Below are 17,925 nucleotides of genomic sequence, written 5' to 3'. Positions count from 1 at the left end.
GCACGCGCCTGTTTTGCTTTACCGCCTACCGTTCCCGTGCCCCACCCTGCTTTGCCTCCAGTCGTTATTTTCCAGCTATTCCCATCACGAAAAATCAATCCAGGATTTGCGATCCGGAAGGAAAGACTTATGTTGGTTGTAAAACGCCGGCCAGGCGAGAACCTCAGAATTGGAAAAAATGTTTCCGTCACCGTATTGGGTATTTCCGGCAACCAGGTCAGGGTGGGCATCGCCGCCCCCAAATCCCTGCCCGTGCACCGGGAAGAAGTGTATCTGCGCATTCAAAAGGAGCGGGCGCTGGACAGTGAAAATGGTTGAGAAACGGATTCTCCCGGTAGGGAGGGTCCGTCATACTACCGGGCCGGAAGGAAAGAATACCCCTCTCCCAGGACACGCTGTGAATACATCCTTGTACGCTCGTAATCGGCATCCATGCCTCATACGATCCTGAGAGAGGGGTATTCTTCCCTCCTGCTCTACTAGTAAATCGCCAACACTCTGCATTATTCACGGACGTGCCCGCCCATCAGGTCCAATTAGCGAGCCAGTAGAAATCGCAGCTGGGAAGGAAAACTCAGCACCCATTGGCGAATGGGTACTTCTGGAAAGACTTCATCCATGCTTTCTGCCAGCAAGCGGTTGTATTGCCGTGGCGGGCTGTGGGGTATAGAGACAGGGCAAACGCCCACAAATATAGCAAGCGCCCTCACCTAAAACCTAGACCACGCTACCAATGCCATGCGCGGATAGGGTTCCGTGCCGTATGGATTAGTGGGCCCTTAGATCAACTGGTGTGTTGATTCAAGGGCAAGCCAGTTGGTTGGGCCATTTCGCTTTTCACCCGCGCTTGCATGGTGTAGCGCATTCAGGTTGAAACGCTCTCCAACATCGGTGGTGATTGCGTTGCCGGCAATGACCGGTCGTTGGTGAACCTTACACATAGTTTCACTCCCTGTTGTCTTTTGGAGGTTCTTGGTTGCAGCGCGCAATAGTGTTTGCGCACGTTTGGCGCAATGGGAAGCTCATCAATTTTCATGTATAATCTCGCTGCTTACATTCATGCCTAAATGGCGTGAATATAAAGCAATCAAAAACGCTTGCTGTGGTAAGACTATTGTTACAATAGCGTGCAAAAAGAGCATATTAGATTAGCAGGCTGCTGAAAAACTCGGATTTTGAATTAAAGCATCATCATCTTGAAGTTTTAGAATCAAAAAAACACTTGTTTTGTAGGCTCTGAATTTTCTGATTTTATAAGAGTTAAGGTAAAAATTTCGTTAAAGGGACTTTTTCAGCAGCCTGTTAGTTAGGTAGAACATGAAAATTTTATATTTCGGTGGATAAAAGAGCGGCAAGGGTAATGCCGCGACGACAAGAGTATTGTCGTTAAGCGAGAAAAAGCCACATTGTGTTACAACCTATGGCAACTCGTTCCATAACGAAGTCAGAATAGAGTGCGTTATTAAGCATTAACAATCCCGTTTGGCTCAGCTACATACCATTGCAGCACCAAGAGATATTGCGAGCGTGCTTACGAATGGCGAGGGTTATTGGGCAGTGTGCCTTCCAAGCATTGTGATAAATTTTACCGAGTCAGTCTTGGTATTGAAGAGCGCCTAAAATAGATAATTTTATTTTTAACAACACCGTTTGGACAATTTTAAGCAATATTCCTAAGTATTCGTGGGTTATTCTAATAGTATTCCTGTTAAGACTTGCTAAGAATATTGGAGGTCAAGTCGATGAGATTAAAGATTAAATTATATCAAGGAAATCTATAATGAAATTTGGTGTATACCTTCGAAGCCTAAGAGAAAAAGCGGGCTGGACTCAGCCTGAAGCCGCTGAAAAAATTGAAATTGAGCAATCATATTTGTCAAAACTGGAAACTGGCAAGTGTTTTCCATCGGAAGATATATTTTCAAAATTAAGCCGTGTATATCATATTAATTCGCAACAGATGAGCGAGACGATAGATTCCAATGAACTGGAAAAGTTAAAAGAAGTGAGTGAAGTGCGTAAAGTGGTGTTGGCAAAGCATCAATCTCACAAGTTGGCATTTCGACGATGGCTAATCACTGGATTGGTGTTCCTTATGTTCGGCGGGGCGTTAATGGGTGCCAGTACATTAAGTCGCACTGAACGCCAGTATCACTATCGCAGTCAAGGTGTTTTGCTGGCTGGAGAGAGCTTGGATGCCTTCTCAATTCTTAACATGAGCACCAGCGGCTCTAAAGATGAGCGTCGTGATTTTGACAAACTGAAGCAGGAAATGACAAGTCGAGTTGATCAGCTGGATAATATTTCATCTATTAATCGCGGCAGGACTTATCTCGAAGAGGTCGATGGAGGCAAACGCCTCTATAAACTGTACGCAGACCCTTATGTTGGCGTTAATACAATACTGCAATGGTTCATTATACCGGCAATGATGTTTTTAGCTGGCAGCCTTGGTTGTTTTTTTATTAGTTATCGTTGGCGTTAATTGGCTATTCGATTTAATGGATAATGGCCAATGAAGAATTACGAGTATCCGGGCCACTGGCCCCCGCGACCCTCGAAGCAAGTACCCTGGTTGCGGATGGGAGACCATTGGCTCGCCGCCGCCGGGTTCAACATACAAGCCCCAGTGCGCGTGCGGGTGATGCCGGGATTCCTGGTGTTGGCCGTGGATCAACCCGAACAGGAAAGCGACAAAAACTGAGCAACCCAAAACAACAAAGCCCTGGCTGGTTATCCCTGCCGAGGCTTTGCTGGTGGGGTCGGGAAAAAAGAGGAAGCGTTCCCTTTTTCTCCGGTAGCGGAAAGGACTCGATCTCAAAACGAGATCTCTGTAAAAACTGTTGTGTCAAGATTTTACTCCACCTTCTCTACGTAGCGGCGCCATTCGTAAATTTATTGCTTCATTTCAAAAAATAGATTATTCCAAATTCTATTCTTCAATAAAATTAACTCTTCTTCTGAAGGGATTTTTCTTTCAGTATTTTCGGCAATCTTTCCATTCATTCTTTTGGTAGATTCTTTTCTGAGATCAAAGAATAACTTTGTAGCGTGGTCAAGTTCCGAGTCGTTAATCAAACCAATATAAACGATATTAATTTGCTTTTTCGGTGAGCTAAAGCGAATAAACTCACAAGGCACATGGCTGAGATTCTGAAAATTATTCTTGATAATTTTGCTTTCGATAGAACTTGATTTCTCAAGTACTGCAGCGAATTGTGCTGCATTATCACTTGAAACCTTTTCAATTATTGGGTTATCATACTTTGGGCTAATATAAATGGTTTTAAACTCACCGTCCATTTCGAGAATACCAAATAATTCATATGATGCTCTACCGGATATACCAGACTTAACAATTAACGATTTATCAGGCTTACCGATGTTCCGATCAATAAAAATTTCTGCTTCCTTAATCGTGTAGTAATTACCAACCCAATTGGTAACGCAAGATTGGGCGACTTTGGGCAATTTCTCAATACTACCGTCCCAGTGAGTACTTGATTCCTGGCAACCTACAAAACATACAATTACAAGTGGAATCAATAGATTAGCCAATTTCACTTTAGCAACCCTCGACACAAAATTGATTACCATTATGGCTATAGTGTGTGCGTATATATTTATATCCCAGTTGTCTGCGAACTAGGTTGGTATGCCTTGTAGCCCACATCTCTTGCCCAGGCAGCCCTCTAATGGCATTCCCTATTCGGGGTACGCCGCTACCAAACCAACCTGAAGCAGCGTTATTCCACGCATGACAAAGTTCGTGAGAAAGCACCATAGTTGTGTTTGCATTTCTGAAAATATTCCCAGAGGTCACTATTGATTCAACATGATTAGGGTCGAAGTAAATAGTAGAATTTTTCCCAAACCATTCACCTTCGGCAGCGAATACTCCTCTCCTATATTCAAACGTAATTTCACCCTTCGACGCTACAATTCCTCTTAAAATATCACCGCCTGCTTCTGTACCAGCTATTGTAGACAAACTCTTAGCTATTTCCTCTGAAAAAGAGTTATAACCGAATCTGGTGGCAGTGCATGGCGAGGAGTGTCGAAATGAGCGGCTTTCTGCCCAAGAGATCTGGGGATGTGCTTGATTAATATCGGACTTTCAATCCCGGCACTCACCTTGACGTAACCGCGGCAACGTCCACGGGCTTCAATACTGATGTTCAAAACCCGTTTAAGTCGCTGCATCCAGGTCATTGTTTCTTGCCATTCTATACAGCGCTTAGGGAGCCAGTCATCCCCTGGAAATGTCGGACTGCCCTGTTTACTGCCAAGAAAAACCGAAGTAATTAAGAATCCGGTGCTTGCTATTGGGCGCAAAGATGCCGTGAAATCGGATAAGATTGACAAAAGGAAAATTTTGGGCCAGCTTTCTGTTGAGTATGCAGTGGTTTGTAAACTCTATACCCAGTGGAGCACTCTACCACTGACAATAAACCACCCAAGATAGATCGCTGTCCTTCCAGGCGCTGTAATGCTGCCGCCAAGAATCGACTTTTCTCTGAGTGGCTTTTGACCCATTTGATCGTTAAAAATCAGGCGACTAGAGAAAATCTATCTGGTTGTTCAGATAGGAGTTAGTCCTCCCATTTTTTTCTGAAGTTAAAAATGGGAGGATTACCATAGCTCAGCGATTGACTTACTATGGCAGTCCTTGCCAGCAACTCAGTAATGATACAACACTGTTTAGGATAATCAACCGATTATCTCAATCCCAGCTTTATCTATAAAGAGCCACTTAATTTCCTTAGAGCAATTGGTGGTGCCTGAAAGTACCTATTTCAAGGGTAATTTTTGCATAGAGAAGATTTAAATATAAAAAGCCCCAAGCAAGGGGTTTTTTATATTATCATTGTGGATCAGGTATACAACAGACACCGCATCGGCAGCACCCAAAGGGATCACAGCAAACAAGTCTCCACCGATTATCATCTCTGCATCTTTTTTCACAACAGGGCAGCGCTGTTGTTGAGTCGTTAGAACTGCACTTTTCAAAACTTTTTATCTCCGATTCACTATTGCCAGGCTGTGTCGTTACGAACAACTCATAGTAATCTGTATCATCATTATCCCATCTTAAATACGCTTCCTGGCCAGGGGATGTGCCCATAAATTCCGGATAACCCAATAATTGCCAGGACCCATTAACATATTCCTCTATTTTAAAAGCGACTGGGATATAAAGATCGTCATCCATATATTGTTGCTTTGTGGTTACACGCATCCGCCAAAGTGGATCATCATTCTCATTATAGTTCTCTATAATTTTTGGTTCGCCGTGTTGAGTATTAATATGAAAATTGTAAAAGTCACCATTGCGATTATATATTACAGAAACCTCAGAGACTTTAATAGCTTTTTCGGACGCGAGTACAAATTGCGGGACGAGTAAAACAAATACTACCATTAAAGTTAAATATTTCATTGTTATTTAATCCTTTCTACAAGTTAACGTAATTATTGTGATTTCAGTACAGCATAACTCTACCCCTCCACCTCTGCTGCTACCATACCCTATCCTTTTTAGTATGGTAAAGCTGATTTTGTGGGCAATGCCGTACTTGCAGCCTGCACCTTTCTTGCCAATTCAAGCCTCTTTTTTGCTGGTGCTGGGCAGCTCCGGATATAACAGATGCCTGAGGAGGCGCGATTTACTTTGTGCGGCTGCTGATGATCGCGATAATTGCCAATAGGGAACAACAAAATAAATAATCGAACACTCTGAATAACAGGGCTTCAATGCGCTACTGTTAAAGTCAATTCTGTTTTTGTGCTGGATATGGTGACAAGGAATGAAAGTGTAATTTCATGCCAACTTAACAATTTAGAGCTGTTATATTCAATATGATTTTAAGAATAATTAATAAATTGATAATCCCATCTAAATAATAAGTAATTACGAGTTTTTGGCGTATTTACATGCTATAGATTGCCGCGTATTTTTTGTTTTTTATTTTCTGTCAGACAAATCAATCTACACATTGAGAATTTATTAAGTTGAAAGAATTAGATTATTTATCCTCCTCCTGAATTGGTGTGAGCACTCGACGGAAGGAGCTGACTATAACCCATTTTTTTAATTTGGTAAGTGGTACAGATGGGGCCCACAGGCCGTACTGTTCAATCCCATCGTCCAGGTGCTCTGGCAGTACTCATCAGCGCCAGCCCCTCCAGTCCTATTTAAACCTATAAACCAGATCTACAACCACAGCCAATCGGAAATACAGGCTGTATTGCTAGGTTACTGCTCAATGGGAGATAAGAGGTCTGTATTCATCACAAGGTTTCTTACACCATGCGCATGATTTTCATTGAAAACATTCTCTTCACACCATTTCCCAACGGTCTCTATATTGACCTTGGCAACATTGGGACGAACGCTCCAGGTTACCTGGAATGGGGAACCCACTTCATTGTAGCCAGGACCCGTTGTAGAACCACTGTACACAATGGGTGTGCCGGTATTATCGGGTATATTTAGGGCCTGGTAAAATGTATTTTTTTGACCAAGCTTGGCCAGCACCATAAAGTTCATCGCACTGCTATCATTGACTAAAACAACAACCTGGGCTTCCACACGTAATTGTGGGTTCTTGATCGAGTCACTCAGGCAGGCACCCAGTGTAGGACCGGGTTTTACCTGGGCCGAGGAATGCACATAGTGCACCTCGATAGTGTCTCCAGACTGGAGACTGCCATGCTTGCCAGAGCATATCTCTCGGCTCACAGGTAAAATCTCGCCCTGGGTTAACTTGCCTGAATAAACGTACCCGGTTTGATACCCATTTCCGTCACCGTTGCCCGCATATTTTGCATATTGACCGCCTGCATGCTCGGCAGACTTGTGAAAATGTATGTTGCATAAATGCATTTCGTTGTAGGCAGGCGCCGCGGCAAAAACAATCTGATTATTCCCCGATAGGGAATCGATGTTACGCGGGGACTGGGGACCAAACCCTTTACCCTGGGTATTTTTTTTAAGATTTAGCCGTTGCTTGGCAATTACTGCGTCGCCAACCGTACCCGAATGACGGGATTCAGCTGTAACACTGGGTGATAGAACCACTGTTGTCAGTGATAATAAGCAGGCTAATTGCTTCATAAGATCTCCCGGGGTTTATAAAAAGATAGCCAAAATGTCTGGATTACCATCGTGCTCATACTAGCTGCTGAGACGCCTGCCATCCCGGCCGGAGTCCAAGTTCACAGAGTGCGTTGTATAGTATGTCCAGACGCCAGACACTCCTGCCTCTGCCATCCGCTACAGGTTTTCCGTGCAGCACGGGCCTATCAACAATCGCCATCACTGACATCCAGACGCTGTAAGCGGGTTGGTTGGCGCCGGGAATTGCCCTGTTTACACAGTCTATCGCTCTTACGGGTGCCTGTGTGAACCGGGTGCCTGTGTGAACTCTGCTTCAGCAGTCCTACTCTGTCACAGGCGTTAGCGCGTTTTTTCTTGAATCCAGGAGTACCCCCCCCCTCTTTGTCTCTCTTGTTCCACACGGCTCAACGCACTGGCAGGAGACAGGAGCCCAGTTGGGCCTACAGACTATCTCCTTTTCACCAAAATAGGTGCAGACTGCAACTAAAAACCATCAGGCACTGGATAAATTCTATTCAAAAACCGGTATTTTCGTCCTGTCATAGCGGACAATTCATGCCCTGGACCGCCTCGGGTAATACTTGCGCCGATAAGGCTATCTGGCTGGCAAAGAATTTTATACACTCCAATGCGCTGAAATAATTATATTAGCGCTTGCACTCCACATAACATACAAGAAACTCAAGGAGAAGAGTACAAATGTCAATCACAACCCTCATCAGTTTGGCTGTATTGGGCCTGAGCATCACGGCACTGCAGGCGTCACCATTACCGCAAGCACCCGCCTCTCTCTCCGGGAATTCCCAACAGGAACAGATACAGCTTGTTGAAACTGGCGTCTTATCATCTTTTGAATTCGCCAGCGGCTTGACCCGGCCGGTTTTTGTAACCCATGATGGAACGAATCCCGACTGGATCTATGTGGTTGAACAGCGTTCCGGGTCCACCGGGCGGATCAAGATCCTTGATCGGGCAAGCGGCGCCTTGGTCTCGACTTTCCTGTCGATCAGCAACTTAAACACCAGTTCTGAACAGGGCCTGCTCGGCCTCGCATTCGACCCCGATTATGCAAACAACGGCTTTCTCTATATCAACTATACCCAAAACAATCGAACCTTTGTAACACGCTATCAACGCTCCAGTACCAATCCGCAAACAGCGAACCCCGACTCTGCGCAGGTTGTATTTTCCATCAGCCAACCTTTTGCCAACCACAATGGTGGCTGGATGGCTTTCGGTCCCGATGGTTACCTGTACATCGGTATGGGTGACGGCGGCTCAGGCGGTGATCCGGATAACCGCGCGCAGAACCTCAATGACCTGTTGGGAAAGATGCTGCGTATTGATGTGAGTTCGCTGCCCTATTCGATTCCTGCGAGCAATCCGTTTGGAGACGAAATCTGGAGCTACGGCCTGCGCAACCCATGGCGTTCCAGTTTTGACCGCGACACCGGCGACCTCTGGATTGGTGATGTCGGCCAGAACAATTGGGAGGAAATCAATTTTCAACCAGCCTCCAGTAGTGGCGGCAACAACTGGGGATGGCGCTGCTACGAAGGCAACAATGCGTATAATACCAGCGGCTGCCCGAATCCCAACACCTTGGACTTCCCAATTTGGGAATACAGTCACGGCGGCTCCCCTTTCCGCTGCTCCCTCACCGGTGGCTATGTCTATCGAGGCACCAGCATACCCTGGCTGGACGGAACCTATTTCTTTGCCGATTACTGTTCCAACCAGATCTGGTCGCTGAAGTATGACGGCAACACGGTATCCGAGTACACTGACCGCACCGCAGAATTGGCTCCGAGCAGCGGCAGCATTAGTAGAATTTCAAGCTTTGGTGAAGACTATTTCGGAGAACTGTATATCTGTGACATAAATGGAGACATCTACAAGATCATACAAAATTAGTCCAATAGAGATCGGGATGGTTTAATATTGACCGCCATTAAGCCATCCCTGTCGGTGTAAAGGGCATGGACGCTGGGAAAATACGCCGCCGTGAGTAAGACCCGGTCCCATTTGGATAAATGATCGGGGCCGGATTTTTACAACAAACTCAGTATTATTACTGCAAGCATAGTTTGATCAAAGGGTGTGACCACCATGTATTTACTGAGATATGCGATATTATTGACCATTATTTTTGCACCACTCACCCAGGCATCGACGGATTGCCGTTCTTTGGATGCACTTGACTGGATCCTGGGCAGTTGGGTTTCCGAATCCTCCCAGCGAACCTATAAGGAACATTGGAGTAAGGTCAGTGACGATACCTATGAAGGCTACAGTGAAGTCACTCTCAGCAGTGGCAAAAACTCCGGCTATGAGTCGCTCAGACTGGTAAATATGGCTGAAAATATCTTTTACCTTGCCAAAGTCTCAGAAAATACTCTGCCCATCGCCTTTAAATTGGTCTCCTGTTCAAAAGACCGGCTGCACTTCGAGAACATTGATCATGATTTTCCACAATCGATTCAATATTCCTATAACAGTGCAGGAAATCTCTCGGTATTAGTTGCGAGTAGTGGAAATAAAGGGTTTAAGCTCAATTTTGACCGCAGTACTCTGATTAAATAAAAAGCCACCAGCACAGGAGATCTATTGTTTGAATAGGCATAATACCACTGTTCTCCTGTTACAGAAGCAGCCGTGGGAAAACGTGAAATCCCTATTGATGACTTGGCTGTAAAGCAAGCGTTTTATGATAGTGTCCATAGCAGAAAACTCTGTTGAGCGGGAAATCCTCCGCAACAGCAATCTCAAGCAGGCTTCTCCAGCTCTAACCACAAGGAAACTGCCTGGCAGCTCTCGCCCCAAGAAGCAATAGGCCAAAGCAGGGCTTAAGCCCGGGATTGTACCGCGAGCCGGTTTTATTCGGTATCAATAAAATCGGCAAGCTGCTGGCGTTTGCGGTCAACCACCAGGCGGGTCACATCAGGCCTGCTGTAGTGGCCGGTGGGATCGAAGTTCTGGCGCTCGCCCCTGACAACTGCGTGGCCCAGCTCTGCGGTGATCAGGATTTCCTTATCCACCTGGGGTGCCACCACCCAGGCTCCATCCGGCGCAGCAATACAAGAACCTCCATTTGCCAGAAATGGGTCCGCATTCTCGAGTATTTCCGTCCGCGCCAGTGTATCCTCGGGAAAATCTGCAGGGCGCATCAGGCCGGAGACCGAGATCACAAAGCTTCTGCTTTCCTTGGCAACAAATCTGGTGGTGTCTTCTGTATTGTGTAGCCCTCCGGGCCAAACGGCCACATGCAGGTCTTCCCCTTGAGCATAGAGCGCCGCGCGTGACAGCGGCATCCAGTTTTCGTAACAATTGAGGCCCCCCACAGTAAAGGGGCCCAGGGAGTGCACACGCAATCCATTGCCATCCCCCGGCGCCCAGGCGAGGCGCTCTTCATAGGTCGGCTGCAGTTTACGATGCGCAGAACCGATCATCCCCTCCTGGTTGATATAAACCAGGGTACAATAGAGGCTGTGTCCGCTTCTGTTCGCAGCGCGCTCCATAATGCCGAGATACACAGCAATACCATACTGCCTTGCAAGGCTGCAGATTGTCTCCAGATGACCACCCTCAATGACCACACCCTGTGCAAGATACTCCGCGTAGATGGCTTTTTGCTTGGGATCATTGAAGCGGGCACCATTCGTGCGCTCAATCCAAAACGGGTACCCGGGCACCAGTGCCTCCCCAAAGGCAACCAACTGACACCCCTGCCTGCCGGCCAGTTCAACCGCCCCGGCAACTTTATCGAGTGTTTCCCCGCGTTTCAGCCAGACCGGTGCGATCTGGGCAAGGGCGACCTTGATTTTATCCACAGCAGAAATTGTCTGCACCTTATCCGCAACTGAAAAAATTTCCATAGAGGTCTACCCAGGTTGCAACAGACATAGCACAAAGCTGAAAAGCAGAAAAACAACCGAACTGTGATGCTTATCTTCACCATCACTAAATTTCGGCCTTCCAACACAATAACCTGACCGAGTTCATCAGGAGCGTGATTACCGGTTAGAGAGGACAGTGTTGATCCACAAGGTTAACATCGTCGCACCTGCCAAAACAGCCACGACCCTGGTACCAGCTTCTCCGCGGGGTTTTCCCCTGCCGCATCATAACCCTGTCAGAATGCCATTTCCATTGACTGCAAGCAAAAGGGTACGCCGGATATAGCAACCGCGGTAATGCGGCACTGCAGGGAAACGTCATGACAGGCTCTTCGCAAAAAATATACTGTGGATCGGAGAGCAACAAAGAGAAGGCCAGTAGACAAAACGGACATAAACCACAGACACGCAGGGCAACAGGCGCTGTTAGATTCGGACCCTTGAATGGATGGTATGCGTGAGGCGGGATGCCACACCCGAGCAGGTTACTTTCTCCTTCGACTGTAGGTTCTGTTGTTTCGGCGAGGGGAGAGAAAATTGGTCGGGGATAGAGGATTCGAACCTCCGACCTTACCGTCCCGAACGGTACGCGCTACCAGGCTGCGCTAATCCCCGATAAAGGCGGTGCGGATGGTAGCGGTAAGCCTGGCCCTTGTAAAGAGGATTGTACCGCCCTGCGCGCACCGGTGCGTAATACCGGTATAATCTACTGCTTGTAAAGGGATTTTAGATGCGCTCAGCGTGTTTTTCTGCAGCAAAGGGGACCACATCGGGGCTGCCCCCGCCTCTAATGCAAAGGCCTCGCCCCTGGCGGGTTTTTGATGGTTGAGGCAGATTTTTCAAGATGGGTATCACCCGCTCAAGAAAAATTGGCAGCATCGCGCTTTCGTTGAAGACCGGTACAATGATCGACAGCAACACACCCTCAAGATGGTTTGCTACCGCGTTAAGAGTTTTTTTCATGGAATACCAATCTTTTATAAACAACAAAATTCAAGCCGGCTACCAGTGCGGTAGTGGCCACCTGTGCTGTAACGATGAGAAAATGGACAACTCGGGTTAGCAGGAAAAAGAAAGTCACATTGGCACTCTATGCAAGAACACAGGGGGCGAGGTAGCGAAAAAATGTCCGGGCATATATGTCGGCATCCGGAAAAGCCAACCGGTGCTGAAGCCAATAATTAGTTATCGCACCGAAGGCAATACCGATCAGGGTGGCAAAACAGGCCGATCAGTCAGCCCGACAAACAGTGCCATGACCGCCCAGCGCACTGTGGTAGCCAGGCCTCCGGCCGCGAGGAATCCAATAAAGGGCGCACGAAAACGGCTGAGCGAGAAATAAGCGTGCATAGGGCTCCGGGTCTTGAAACTTGGGGCGCTGGCCCATTGGCCACAATGGCTATAGGTCCGTATTCTATGAATTCGTGTGTCAGCCTGTTGTGCGGTTTTTGTCAAGAAGGTGTCAAATCATCGAAGCTTGTTCATTCTTCGACGTGGGTGTCTATGGAAGCTCGCACCAATGGTATCTGGCTTTAGCGGGAGGATATGACTTTGGCCTTCGTGCCTGGCCTGTTAGAATACATTACTCGCAGGCACTTTCAAAATGCGAAGACAGGCTTGAGTGTAAAACCGGTAGGTTGGTAAACCCATGCAATTCAAGTGCGCCGCGCTGACCGCTGTTTGACTCAAACCACCAAAAGTGCAGCACATCCACCCACTGACCCGAACATTTCCTCGGTGATCAATCAAGGGTGTCTGGAATATCCAGTGGATCAGCGGGAGAGAGTTACCAGCACCGCGCTGGTTCAATTAGGAGTGTCCCCCTCCCGCGAAAGCACAACCCGGTAATTTGCCTTGCCGGATTTCAGGTGCTGAAATGCCGCTTCAATCCGGTGCATGGGGTAAACCTCCACCCGGGGTCTGATGCGGTGGCGGGCGCAGAAGTCCAGCATGGTCTCCATGGTCGCCGGGCTGCCCACCGGTGAAGCGGACACAGTGCGCTGGCCGAGGATCATGGGCAGCAGCGTGCATTGAATGGGGTCTACGACAACACCCACAAAGTGCAGACGCCCCTTTGGTTTTAACGCCTGGATGTATAAATCCCAATCCAAATTGACATTGACTGTCGAGAGAATGAAATCAAAGTACGAGTCGGCCGCTTCAATCTCTGCCGGGTCAAGGGAATTGAGGGTGTTGTGCGCACCCAGGGCCAGTGCATCCCGGCGCTTGTACACGCTGGAAGTAAAAGCGGTCACTTCACAGCCCCAGGCATTCAAAAACATCACCGCCAGGTGCCCGAGCCCGCCAATGCCAATCACCGCCACCCTATCGGTTGGTTTGATATCAAACTGCAGCAGCGGGTTGAAGACGGTAATGCCCCCGCACAACAGTGGACTGGCAGAGACGAGGTCAACCCTGTCCGGAATCGCCACCAGGCTGTTCACATCCGCGCGCACTTTATCTGCAAAACCCCCGTTGGTAAGCACGGTGAATTTGGCTTCCCTGCAGAGGTTACGGTCCCCCATCCGGCAAAGGTGACATATTTCACAATACCCCGAATTCCAGCCCAGTCCCACAATCGCCCCCGGCGCAAAGCGCTTCACCTGCCTGCCTGTGGCCGCAACCCGCCCGATCACTTCGTGCCCGGCGATCATCGGGTACTGGGACAGCCCCCATTCGTTCTCAATCATGCTGAGGTCACTGTGGCAAATGCCGCAGTAGAGGACATCCAGTTCCACCTCCGTCGCCCCCAGCGCACCCATCCGAACCCGGTAGGGTTGAAACGGCCCGCCGGCTTGCAGAACCGCATAGGCATTGATGCCGGTCGTGTTAGACATAATGGCTCCCAGTGCTGTTGCCAGTGCGCTGTCCGGTGTCTGCCGCAATTCAATGTGCTATTGGGGGAAGCCCATCGGGCAATCGGCCGCGCACACCCCTAAAAAAAGGGCCGGTGTTTATCCCGGCCCGAACCAAGTCCTGTGAGGTTGCCGTATACCAGAGGACCTGCGGGAGAAGCTGGTCACTCCCCGGCGGGAGAAATCAATTCAACACGCGATAGCCGCGGCCACGCAGACAGTTCTTGATAATCTGATTGGCTTCAGAGCCGGCACTGCCCGCGCCGGAGAGGCCGCCCACCAAAGCACCGGCACCGGCACCGGCAGCGGCCGAACGGCTGCTGTCACCGACAATGGCGCCCAGCGCACCCCCAACTACAGCACCCCCGGCAGCACCGGTCAGGCCGCGGCGCCCCTGGTCGCTGTAAGTGGAGTAGGCAATGCCCTTGCACTCGACAAGGTCAGCCTGGTACTGATTGATGTTGACACCCCAGGTGTCGATCACGATGCCCCCGGCACCGGGTACCTGCTCCGGTTGGGCGGCACAGGCCGCGATCAGTACCATGCAGAATCCATTGGTGGCAGCAAAACCCGTTTTCATCGGATACCCCTCAGAGCGACAGCCAATAGCGGAGATGTCACGCTTTTCTTCTTTAGGTGTAGCTGTTGGTTGAAGTTGGCGCCAGTATCCCAGGGAAGAAAAACACGGAAAAAATGACCAATTGGCCGGGCTTGGGAGGAGACACGCCGGTGAGGGGTTATTCCCACACACTGGCCAAAGCCAGCGGGCAGGTCAGGGACTGTACTGGTAGTAAATTCTTAAACGCTGGGTTTGCGCCTTGGGATCGAGAATATTCACCACGCCGTCAAACCACAGGAGATTGCGGCTGGCCCCATCGTAGACAAGGTCGAGATTCCCCGCGAACAGGCGCAACAGCGGTTGCGCAACATCCACGCGGATACACACCGCTTGCGGCCGGGCATTAAAACAGGCCACCTTGCGCGCACGCAGCCGAATCGCGCGGCCGTGGAGGGGTGAGGCGAAATTGAAAGTCAGGGTGTCGCCGCGCACCAATTCAGCCCAGTGCTCGCGCACATAGACATCAAAGCCGGCATCCACCACATCGATACCGGCAAGATCGTAGCGAGCTGTTTTCCAGTCCGCATGCGCAGATTTTCGGTAGCGCATCAGCCACTGCCCCCGCTCCTGGCGCACCTCGCGGATTTCCCCATGGCGAAAGTCCCTCTGCACCACTTCCGGCACCGCCGTGCCGCCGCGGGGGCTGCCCGAGTGGTCCAGCAGGGTTTTCTCGGCAAAGCGCTGCCCATCGGCAGTAAAATACAGGACCTTGATTTGGTTCTGTGCCGAAGGCAGGTAATACTCGCAGTATTCCAGCGACTGGCTGTCGGGGTCGAACGCCAGGCCCCAGGCTGTGGACGGCCCCTGGTATCCGCAGCCTGCGGCTGTCACCGCCAGGGCGGTGAGCAGTTCAAGCATGTTTCCTCTCCTTCAGGTATTGGCTGCGGGCAATGCGGGCAAACCCCGGCAGCATCAGGGCCCAGAGCAGCGAGAGTACCAGCAGGGACTGCCAGAGGGGCTGCTGTAATGTCACAGTGCCATTGAGGAAGGCACCTGTATAGTAGCTGAAGGGTCCGAAAATCCCGCCCAGTAACGCCGCTAGCCACAGATTGCGTTGTAGAAAAACCAGGCTGTAGCGGAGCGTCATGGCAAAATTCAACCACAGGCATATCAGCCATAGCGGAGGCCAGAGGTGTCCACTTTGATTCTGTAACAACCCCAGGTGAAAAAGGATCGAATCCACTCCCACACCAAACAGGAAGACGCCGGCCAGCCACAGGGGCTCCCTGCGCAAATTGGCCACAAACACCAGGTGCAGGAACAGATTAATCAGGGTAAAGGGCACAACGATCCAGGGCCTGGCCACAATCACGCAGAGGGGCCAGGCAATATCGAACAACAGGGCATTGGCGACAAATCGCCACATGTCAAAAGCCGCCGAGAAACCGCGGCTTGGCGAAGACACATTGTGCGGTACTGATTACTCTCTGCATGAAGCCACCCTGGCAATAGCACAAATAGAATTCCCACAGTCGGATAAAGCGCTCATCGAATCCCAGTGCCCGCACTTCGTCTGCCCGGGCCAAAAAGGCCCGGTGCCAGGCACCCAGGGTACGCGCATAGTGTGCGGTAATATCTTCCAGGCCCACCATTTGCAGATCCGTGGCTGTGGCAATATGGTGGGCGATCACCTGATTTGATGGCAGGCAGCCGCCGGGGAAAATATAGCGCTGGATAAAGTCAACTTCTTTGCGGTAATACTGATAGCGTTGATCCTGGATAGTGATAGATTGCATGAGCATCAGCCCATCCTTCTTCAGGAGCCGGCTGCAGGTGGAGAAAAACTGCCGGTGGAATTCGTGCCCCACGGCCTCCACCATCTCAATGGAAACCAGTTTGTCATAGCGCCCGTGCAAATCGCGATAGTCCTGCAACAGCAGGGTAACGCGGTCCTGCAGCCCCTCCCTGCTCACCCACTGCTGCGCATACGCGTACTGCTCGCGGGAGATGGTTGTGGTGGTTACCCTGCAGCCGTAATGTTTTGCAGCATAGATAGCCATGGCACCCCAGCCAGTGCCGATTTCCAGCAGGTGATCGCTTGCCTTTAACTGCAGCTTGCGGCAGACAAGTGCCATTTTATGGACGGAAGCTTCGTGGAGTGTGGCGGATTGCGAGGGAAATACCGCCGAGGAATACAGCATGCTGGGATCGAGAAACAACCGGAAAAAGTCATTGCCCAGATCATAGTGTGCGGCGATATTGCGACGCGAGCCGCTGCGGTTATTGGCATTGAGACGGTGCAGTCCGCGCAGTAGCTTGCGCGGCAAGTAGCTCCAGCGGCTGTCCATATTCTCGATCAACGCCATGTTGTCAACCATCAGGCGAATCACATCCACCAGACTCTCTGAGCGCCAGGCACCCTGCATATAGGCCTCCCCGGAACCGATGGTACCGTTTGCCAGCACCTGCATATAGACACTGCTGTCCTCTATGCGGATATGCGCGCACAGGTGCGCCTGCTCCCGGGGTTCGCCAAAGCTGTAGCAGCGCCCGGCCTCTTCCAGTACCAGGTGCCCCCGCTGGATCAGGCGCAGCTTGTTCAGCACCAGCTTGCGGGCAAACTGTATCAGCCGGGACCTGCTGGCCCGCGCCATTGGGGCCTGCGAAGTCCGCCCCGTGTCCTGCACGGCTCTCATCACTACTTCTCTCCTGTACGAGCTCCGCGACCACCACGGGGATGTGCAAACACCGGGCTGCGCTTGAGCCACAACTTGAATGCTTGCCAGTAGATGGCAGTGATTACTTTTACGGTCATGAGCGGGTACTGGATCAGAACCCCGTTGAGGACGCCGGGACTCGGATCCTGCCTGCGCAAACTCAAGGTGGCATCAAACAGGGGGCACTCGCCCTCCCCCGCCGCATTGGAGTCGACATTCTGCAGATAGGCAGTAAGCCGCTTTCCAGGGGTGGTACTTCGCCAGCGATAGCGCTGTGCCATGGGCATAAACGGGGAGACATGGAATGTCTTGGCAAACGCAGCCCGCTGCACCCGGGCACCGGAACGGCAGTCCAACACATAGCTGTGGCGCTCCTGCCAGGGGGTGTTGTGGACTTCCAGCAATAACCATTGCACCGCCTGGCCTCGCGCATCGAAACAGTAATAGATACTGATGGGGTTCATGTTATAGCCAAAGTAGCGCCAGTTGGCCAGCAGGCGCACGGGGCCCTGTGGACGCTCCCCGCAGGCTTCCCAAACCCGGCGCCGCACCGCTTCGTCCAGGCTGAGGGACGGATCACCGAAAAAATCCTCCCGGCAAAAGCGCGCCGGCGCCCAGGGTTTCCTGGACCACCAGGGGGACAGCGCACACAGGCTGTCCAGCTCCGCCAGGTCTGCGTACACCATAAACACCTTGTAGCGGAACCGGTGTGCACGGGGAGCGAATCTTCGATGCTGTACCCACCCGGTGTAGATGGCGCTCTCCATCAATCCAACCC

The 17,925-nt window shown here is 50.4% G+C and carries 18 protein-coding genes and 1 tRNA gene; 5 read left to right on the top strand and 14 right to left on the bottom strand.

Annotated elements, in window-relative coordinates; all coding sequences use genetic code 11:
- The first annotated feature begins 129 nt into the window (after positions 1–129).
- A complete protein-coding gene (gene csrA, locus Q5Y71_RS04720; protein WP_301414324.1) occupies positions 130–318 on the top strand; it encodes a carbon storage regulator CsrA in 189 nt (62 codons plus the stop codon).
- Between the two features lie 461 nt (positions 319–779).
- Here csrA and Q5Y71_RS04715 read toward each other — a convergent pair whose 3' ends face one another.
- A complete protein-coding gene (locus Q5Y71_RS04715; RefSeq protein ID WP_306040501.1) occupies positions 780–941 on the bottom strand; it encodes a hypothetical protein in 162 nt (53 codons plus the stop codon).
- Positions 942–1,780: 839 nt separating this feature from the next.
- Between Q5Y71_RS04715 and Q5Y71_RS04710 the strand changes: the two genes are divergently transcribed.
- Together Q5Y71_RS04710 and Q5Y71_RS04705 are read left to right on the top strand one after the other, a co-directional pair.
- Entirely contained in the window at positions 1,781–2,485 is a 705-nt protein-coding gene (locus Q5Y71_RS04710; protein ID WP_306040499.1) for a helix-turn-helix domain-containing protein, read from the top strand.
- Between the two features lie 30 nt (positions 2,486–2,515).
- Positions 2,516–2,704, top strand: coding sequence for a SymE family type I addiction module toxin (locus tag Q5Y71_RS04705; RefSeq protein ID WP_306040497.1), 189 nt, complete (start codon positions 2,516–2,518; stop codon positions 2,702–2,704).
- 191 nt (positions 2,705–2,895) lie between these two features.
- Here Q5Y71_RS04705 and Q5Y71_RS04700 read toward each other — a convergent pair whose 3' ends face one another.
- The 4 genes from Q5Y71_RS04700 to Q5Y71_RS04685 form a co-directional block, all read right to left on the bottom strand.
- Positions 2,896–3,564 (bottom strand): hypothetical protein, encoded by a 669-nt coding sequence (locus Q5Y71_RS04700; RefSeq protein ID WP_306040494.1) that lies wholly within the window; start codon positions 3,562–3,564, stop codon positions 2,896–2,898.
- Position 3,565: 1 nt separating this feature from the next.
- The gene (locus Q5Y71_RS04695; protein WP_306040520.1) at positions 3,566–4,087 is read right to left on the bottom strand and encodes a M91 family zinc metallopeptidase; all 522 of its coding nucleotides are present in this window, start codon (positions 4,085–4,087) and stop codon (positions 3,566–3,568) included.
- Positions 4,088–4,864: 777 nt separating this feature from the next.
- A complete protein-coding gene (locus tag Q5Y71_RS04690) occupies positions 4,865–5,440 on the bottom strand; it encodes a hypothetical protein (protein WP_306040492.1) in 576 nt (191 codons plus the stop codon).
- 816 nt (positions 5,441–6,256) lie between these two features.
- Positions 6,257–7,117, bottom strand: coding sequence for a delta-class carbonic anhydrase (locus Q5Y71_RS04685; RefSeq protein ID WP_306040490.1), 861 nt, complete (start codon positions 7,115–7,117; stop codon positions 6,257–6,259).
- A 702-nt stretch (positions 7,118–7,819) separates the two neighbouring features.
- On the opposite strand from Q5Y71_RS04685, the gene Q5Y71_RS04680 reads away from it, so the two are divergent.
- Together Q5Y71_RS04680 and Q5Y71_RS04675 are read left to right on the top strand one after the other, a co-directional pair.
- Entirely contained in the window at positions 7,820–9,034 is a 1,215-nt protein-coding gene (locus Q5Y71_RS04680) for a sorbosone dehydrogenase family protein (protein WP_306040488.1), read from the top strand.
- A 222-nt stretch (positions 9,035–9,256) separates the two neighbouring features.
- Positions 9,257–9,703: a DUF6265 family protein gene (locus Q5Y71_RS04675; protein ID WP_306040486.1), complete on the top strand. Its 447-nt coding sequence runs from the start codon at positions 9,257–9,259 to the stop codon at positions 9,701–9,703.
- Positions 9,704–9,996: 293 nt separating this feature from the next.
- On the opposite strand, the gene Q5Y71_RS04670 is transcribed toward Q5Y71_RS04675, so the two are convergent.
- From Q5Y71_RS04670 to Q5Y71_RS04630, 9 genes are all read right to left on the bottom strand, one after another.
- The gene (locus Q5Y71_RS04670) at positions 9,997–10,995 is read right to left on the bottom strand and encodes a carbon-nitrogen hydrolase family protein (RefSeq protein ID WP_306040484.1); all 999 of its coding nucleotides are present in this window, start codon (positions 10,993–10,995) and stop codon (positions 9,997–9,999) included.
- A gap of 559 nt (positions 10,996–11,554) precedes the next feature.
- Positions 11,555–11,631, bottom strand: a tRNA-Pro gene (locus Q5Y71_RS04665).
- Positions 11,632–11,742: 111 nt separating this feature from the next.
- The gene (locus tag Q5Y71_RS04660) at positions 11,743–11,979 is read right to left on the bottom strand and encodes a hypothetical protein (RefSeq protein WP_306040482.1); all 237 of its coding nucleotides are present in this window, start codon (positions 11,977–11,979) and stop codon (positions 11,743–11,745) included.
- An 842-nt stretch (positions 11,980–12,821) separates the two neighbouring features.
- Positions 12,822–13,853, bottom strand: a complete 1,032-nt coding sequence (locus Q5Y71_RS04655) for an NAD(P)-dependent alcohol dehydrogenase (RefSeq protein ID WP_306040481.1) — start codon at positions 13,851–13,853, stop codon at positions 12,822–12,824.
- A 202-nt stretch (positions 13,854–14,055) separates the two neighbouring features.
- Complete coding sequence (locus Q5Y71_RS04650; protein WP_306040479.1) at positions 14,056–14,451, bottom strand: glycine zipper family protein; 396 nt, start codon at positions 14,449–14,451, stop codon at positions 14,056–14,058.
- A gap of 192 nt (positions 14,452–14,643) precedes the next feature.
- On the bottom strand, positions 14,644–15,348 hold the full coding sequence (locus tag Q5Y71_RS04645; RefSeq protein WP_306040478.1) for a hypothetical protein: 705 nt from the start codon (positions 15,346–15,348) through the stop codon (positions 14,644–14,646).
- Positions 15,341–15,856, bottom strand: coding sequence for a DUF2878 domain-containing protein (locus Q5Y71_RS04640; protein WP_306040477.1), 516 nt, complete (start codon positions 15,854–15,856; stop codon positions 15,341–15,343). Before Q5Y71_RS04640 ends, Q5Y71_RS04645 begins: the two co-directional genes overlap by 8 nt.
- Position 15,857: 1 nt before the next feature.
- Positions 15,858–17,126 (bottom strand): cyclopropane-fatty-acyl-phospholipid synthase family protein, encoded by a 1,269-nt coding sequence (locus Q5Y71_RS04635; RefSeq protein ID WP_306040519.1) that lies wholly within the window; start codon positions 17,124–17,126, stop codon positions 15,858–15,860.
- Between the two features lie 2 nt (positions 17,127–17,128).
- The gene (locus tag Q5Y71_RS04630) at positions 17,129–17,914 is read right to left on the bottom strand and encodes a DUF1365 domain-containing protein (RefSeq protein WP_306040476.1); all 786 of its coding nucleotides are present in this window, start codon (positions 17,912–17,914) and stop codon (positions 17,129–17,131) included.
- Between the last annotated feature and the right edge of the window lie 11 nt (positions 17,915–17,925).

This window comes from Microbulbifer sp. 2205BS26-8 (genome assembly GCF_030731025.1).
Lineage (GTDB): Bacteria > Pseudomonadota > Gammaproteobacteria > Pseudomonadales > Cellvibrionaceae > Microbulbifer > Microbulbifer spongiae.
The sequence above is the reverse complement of the archived record's forward strand: the minus strand, read 5'-3'. Positions and strand labels throughout refer to the sequence as shown.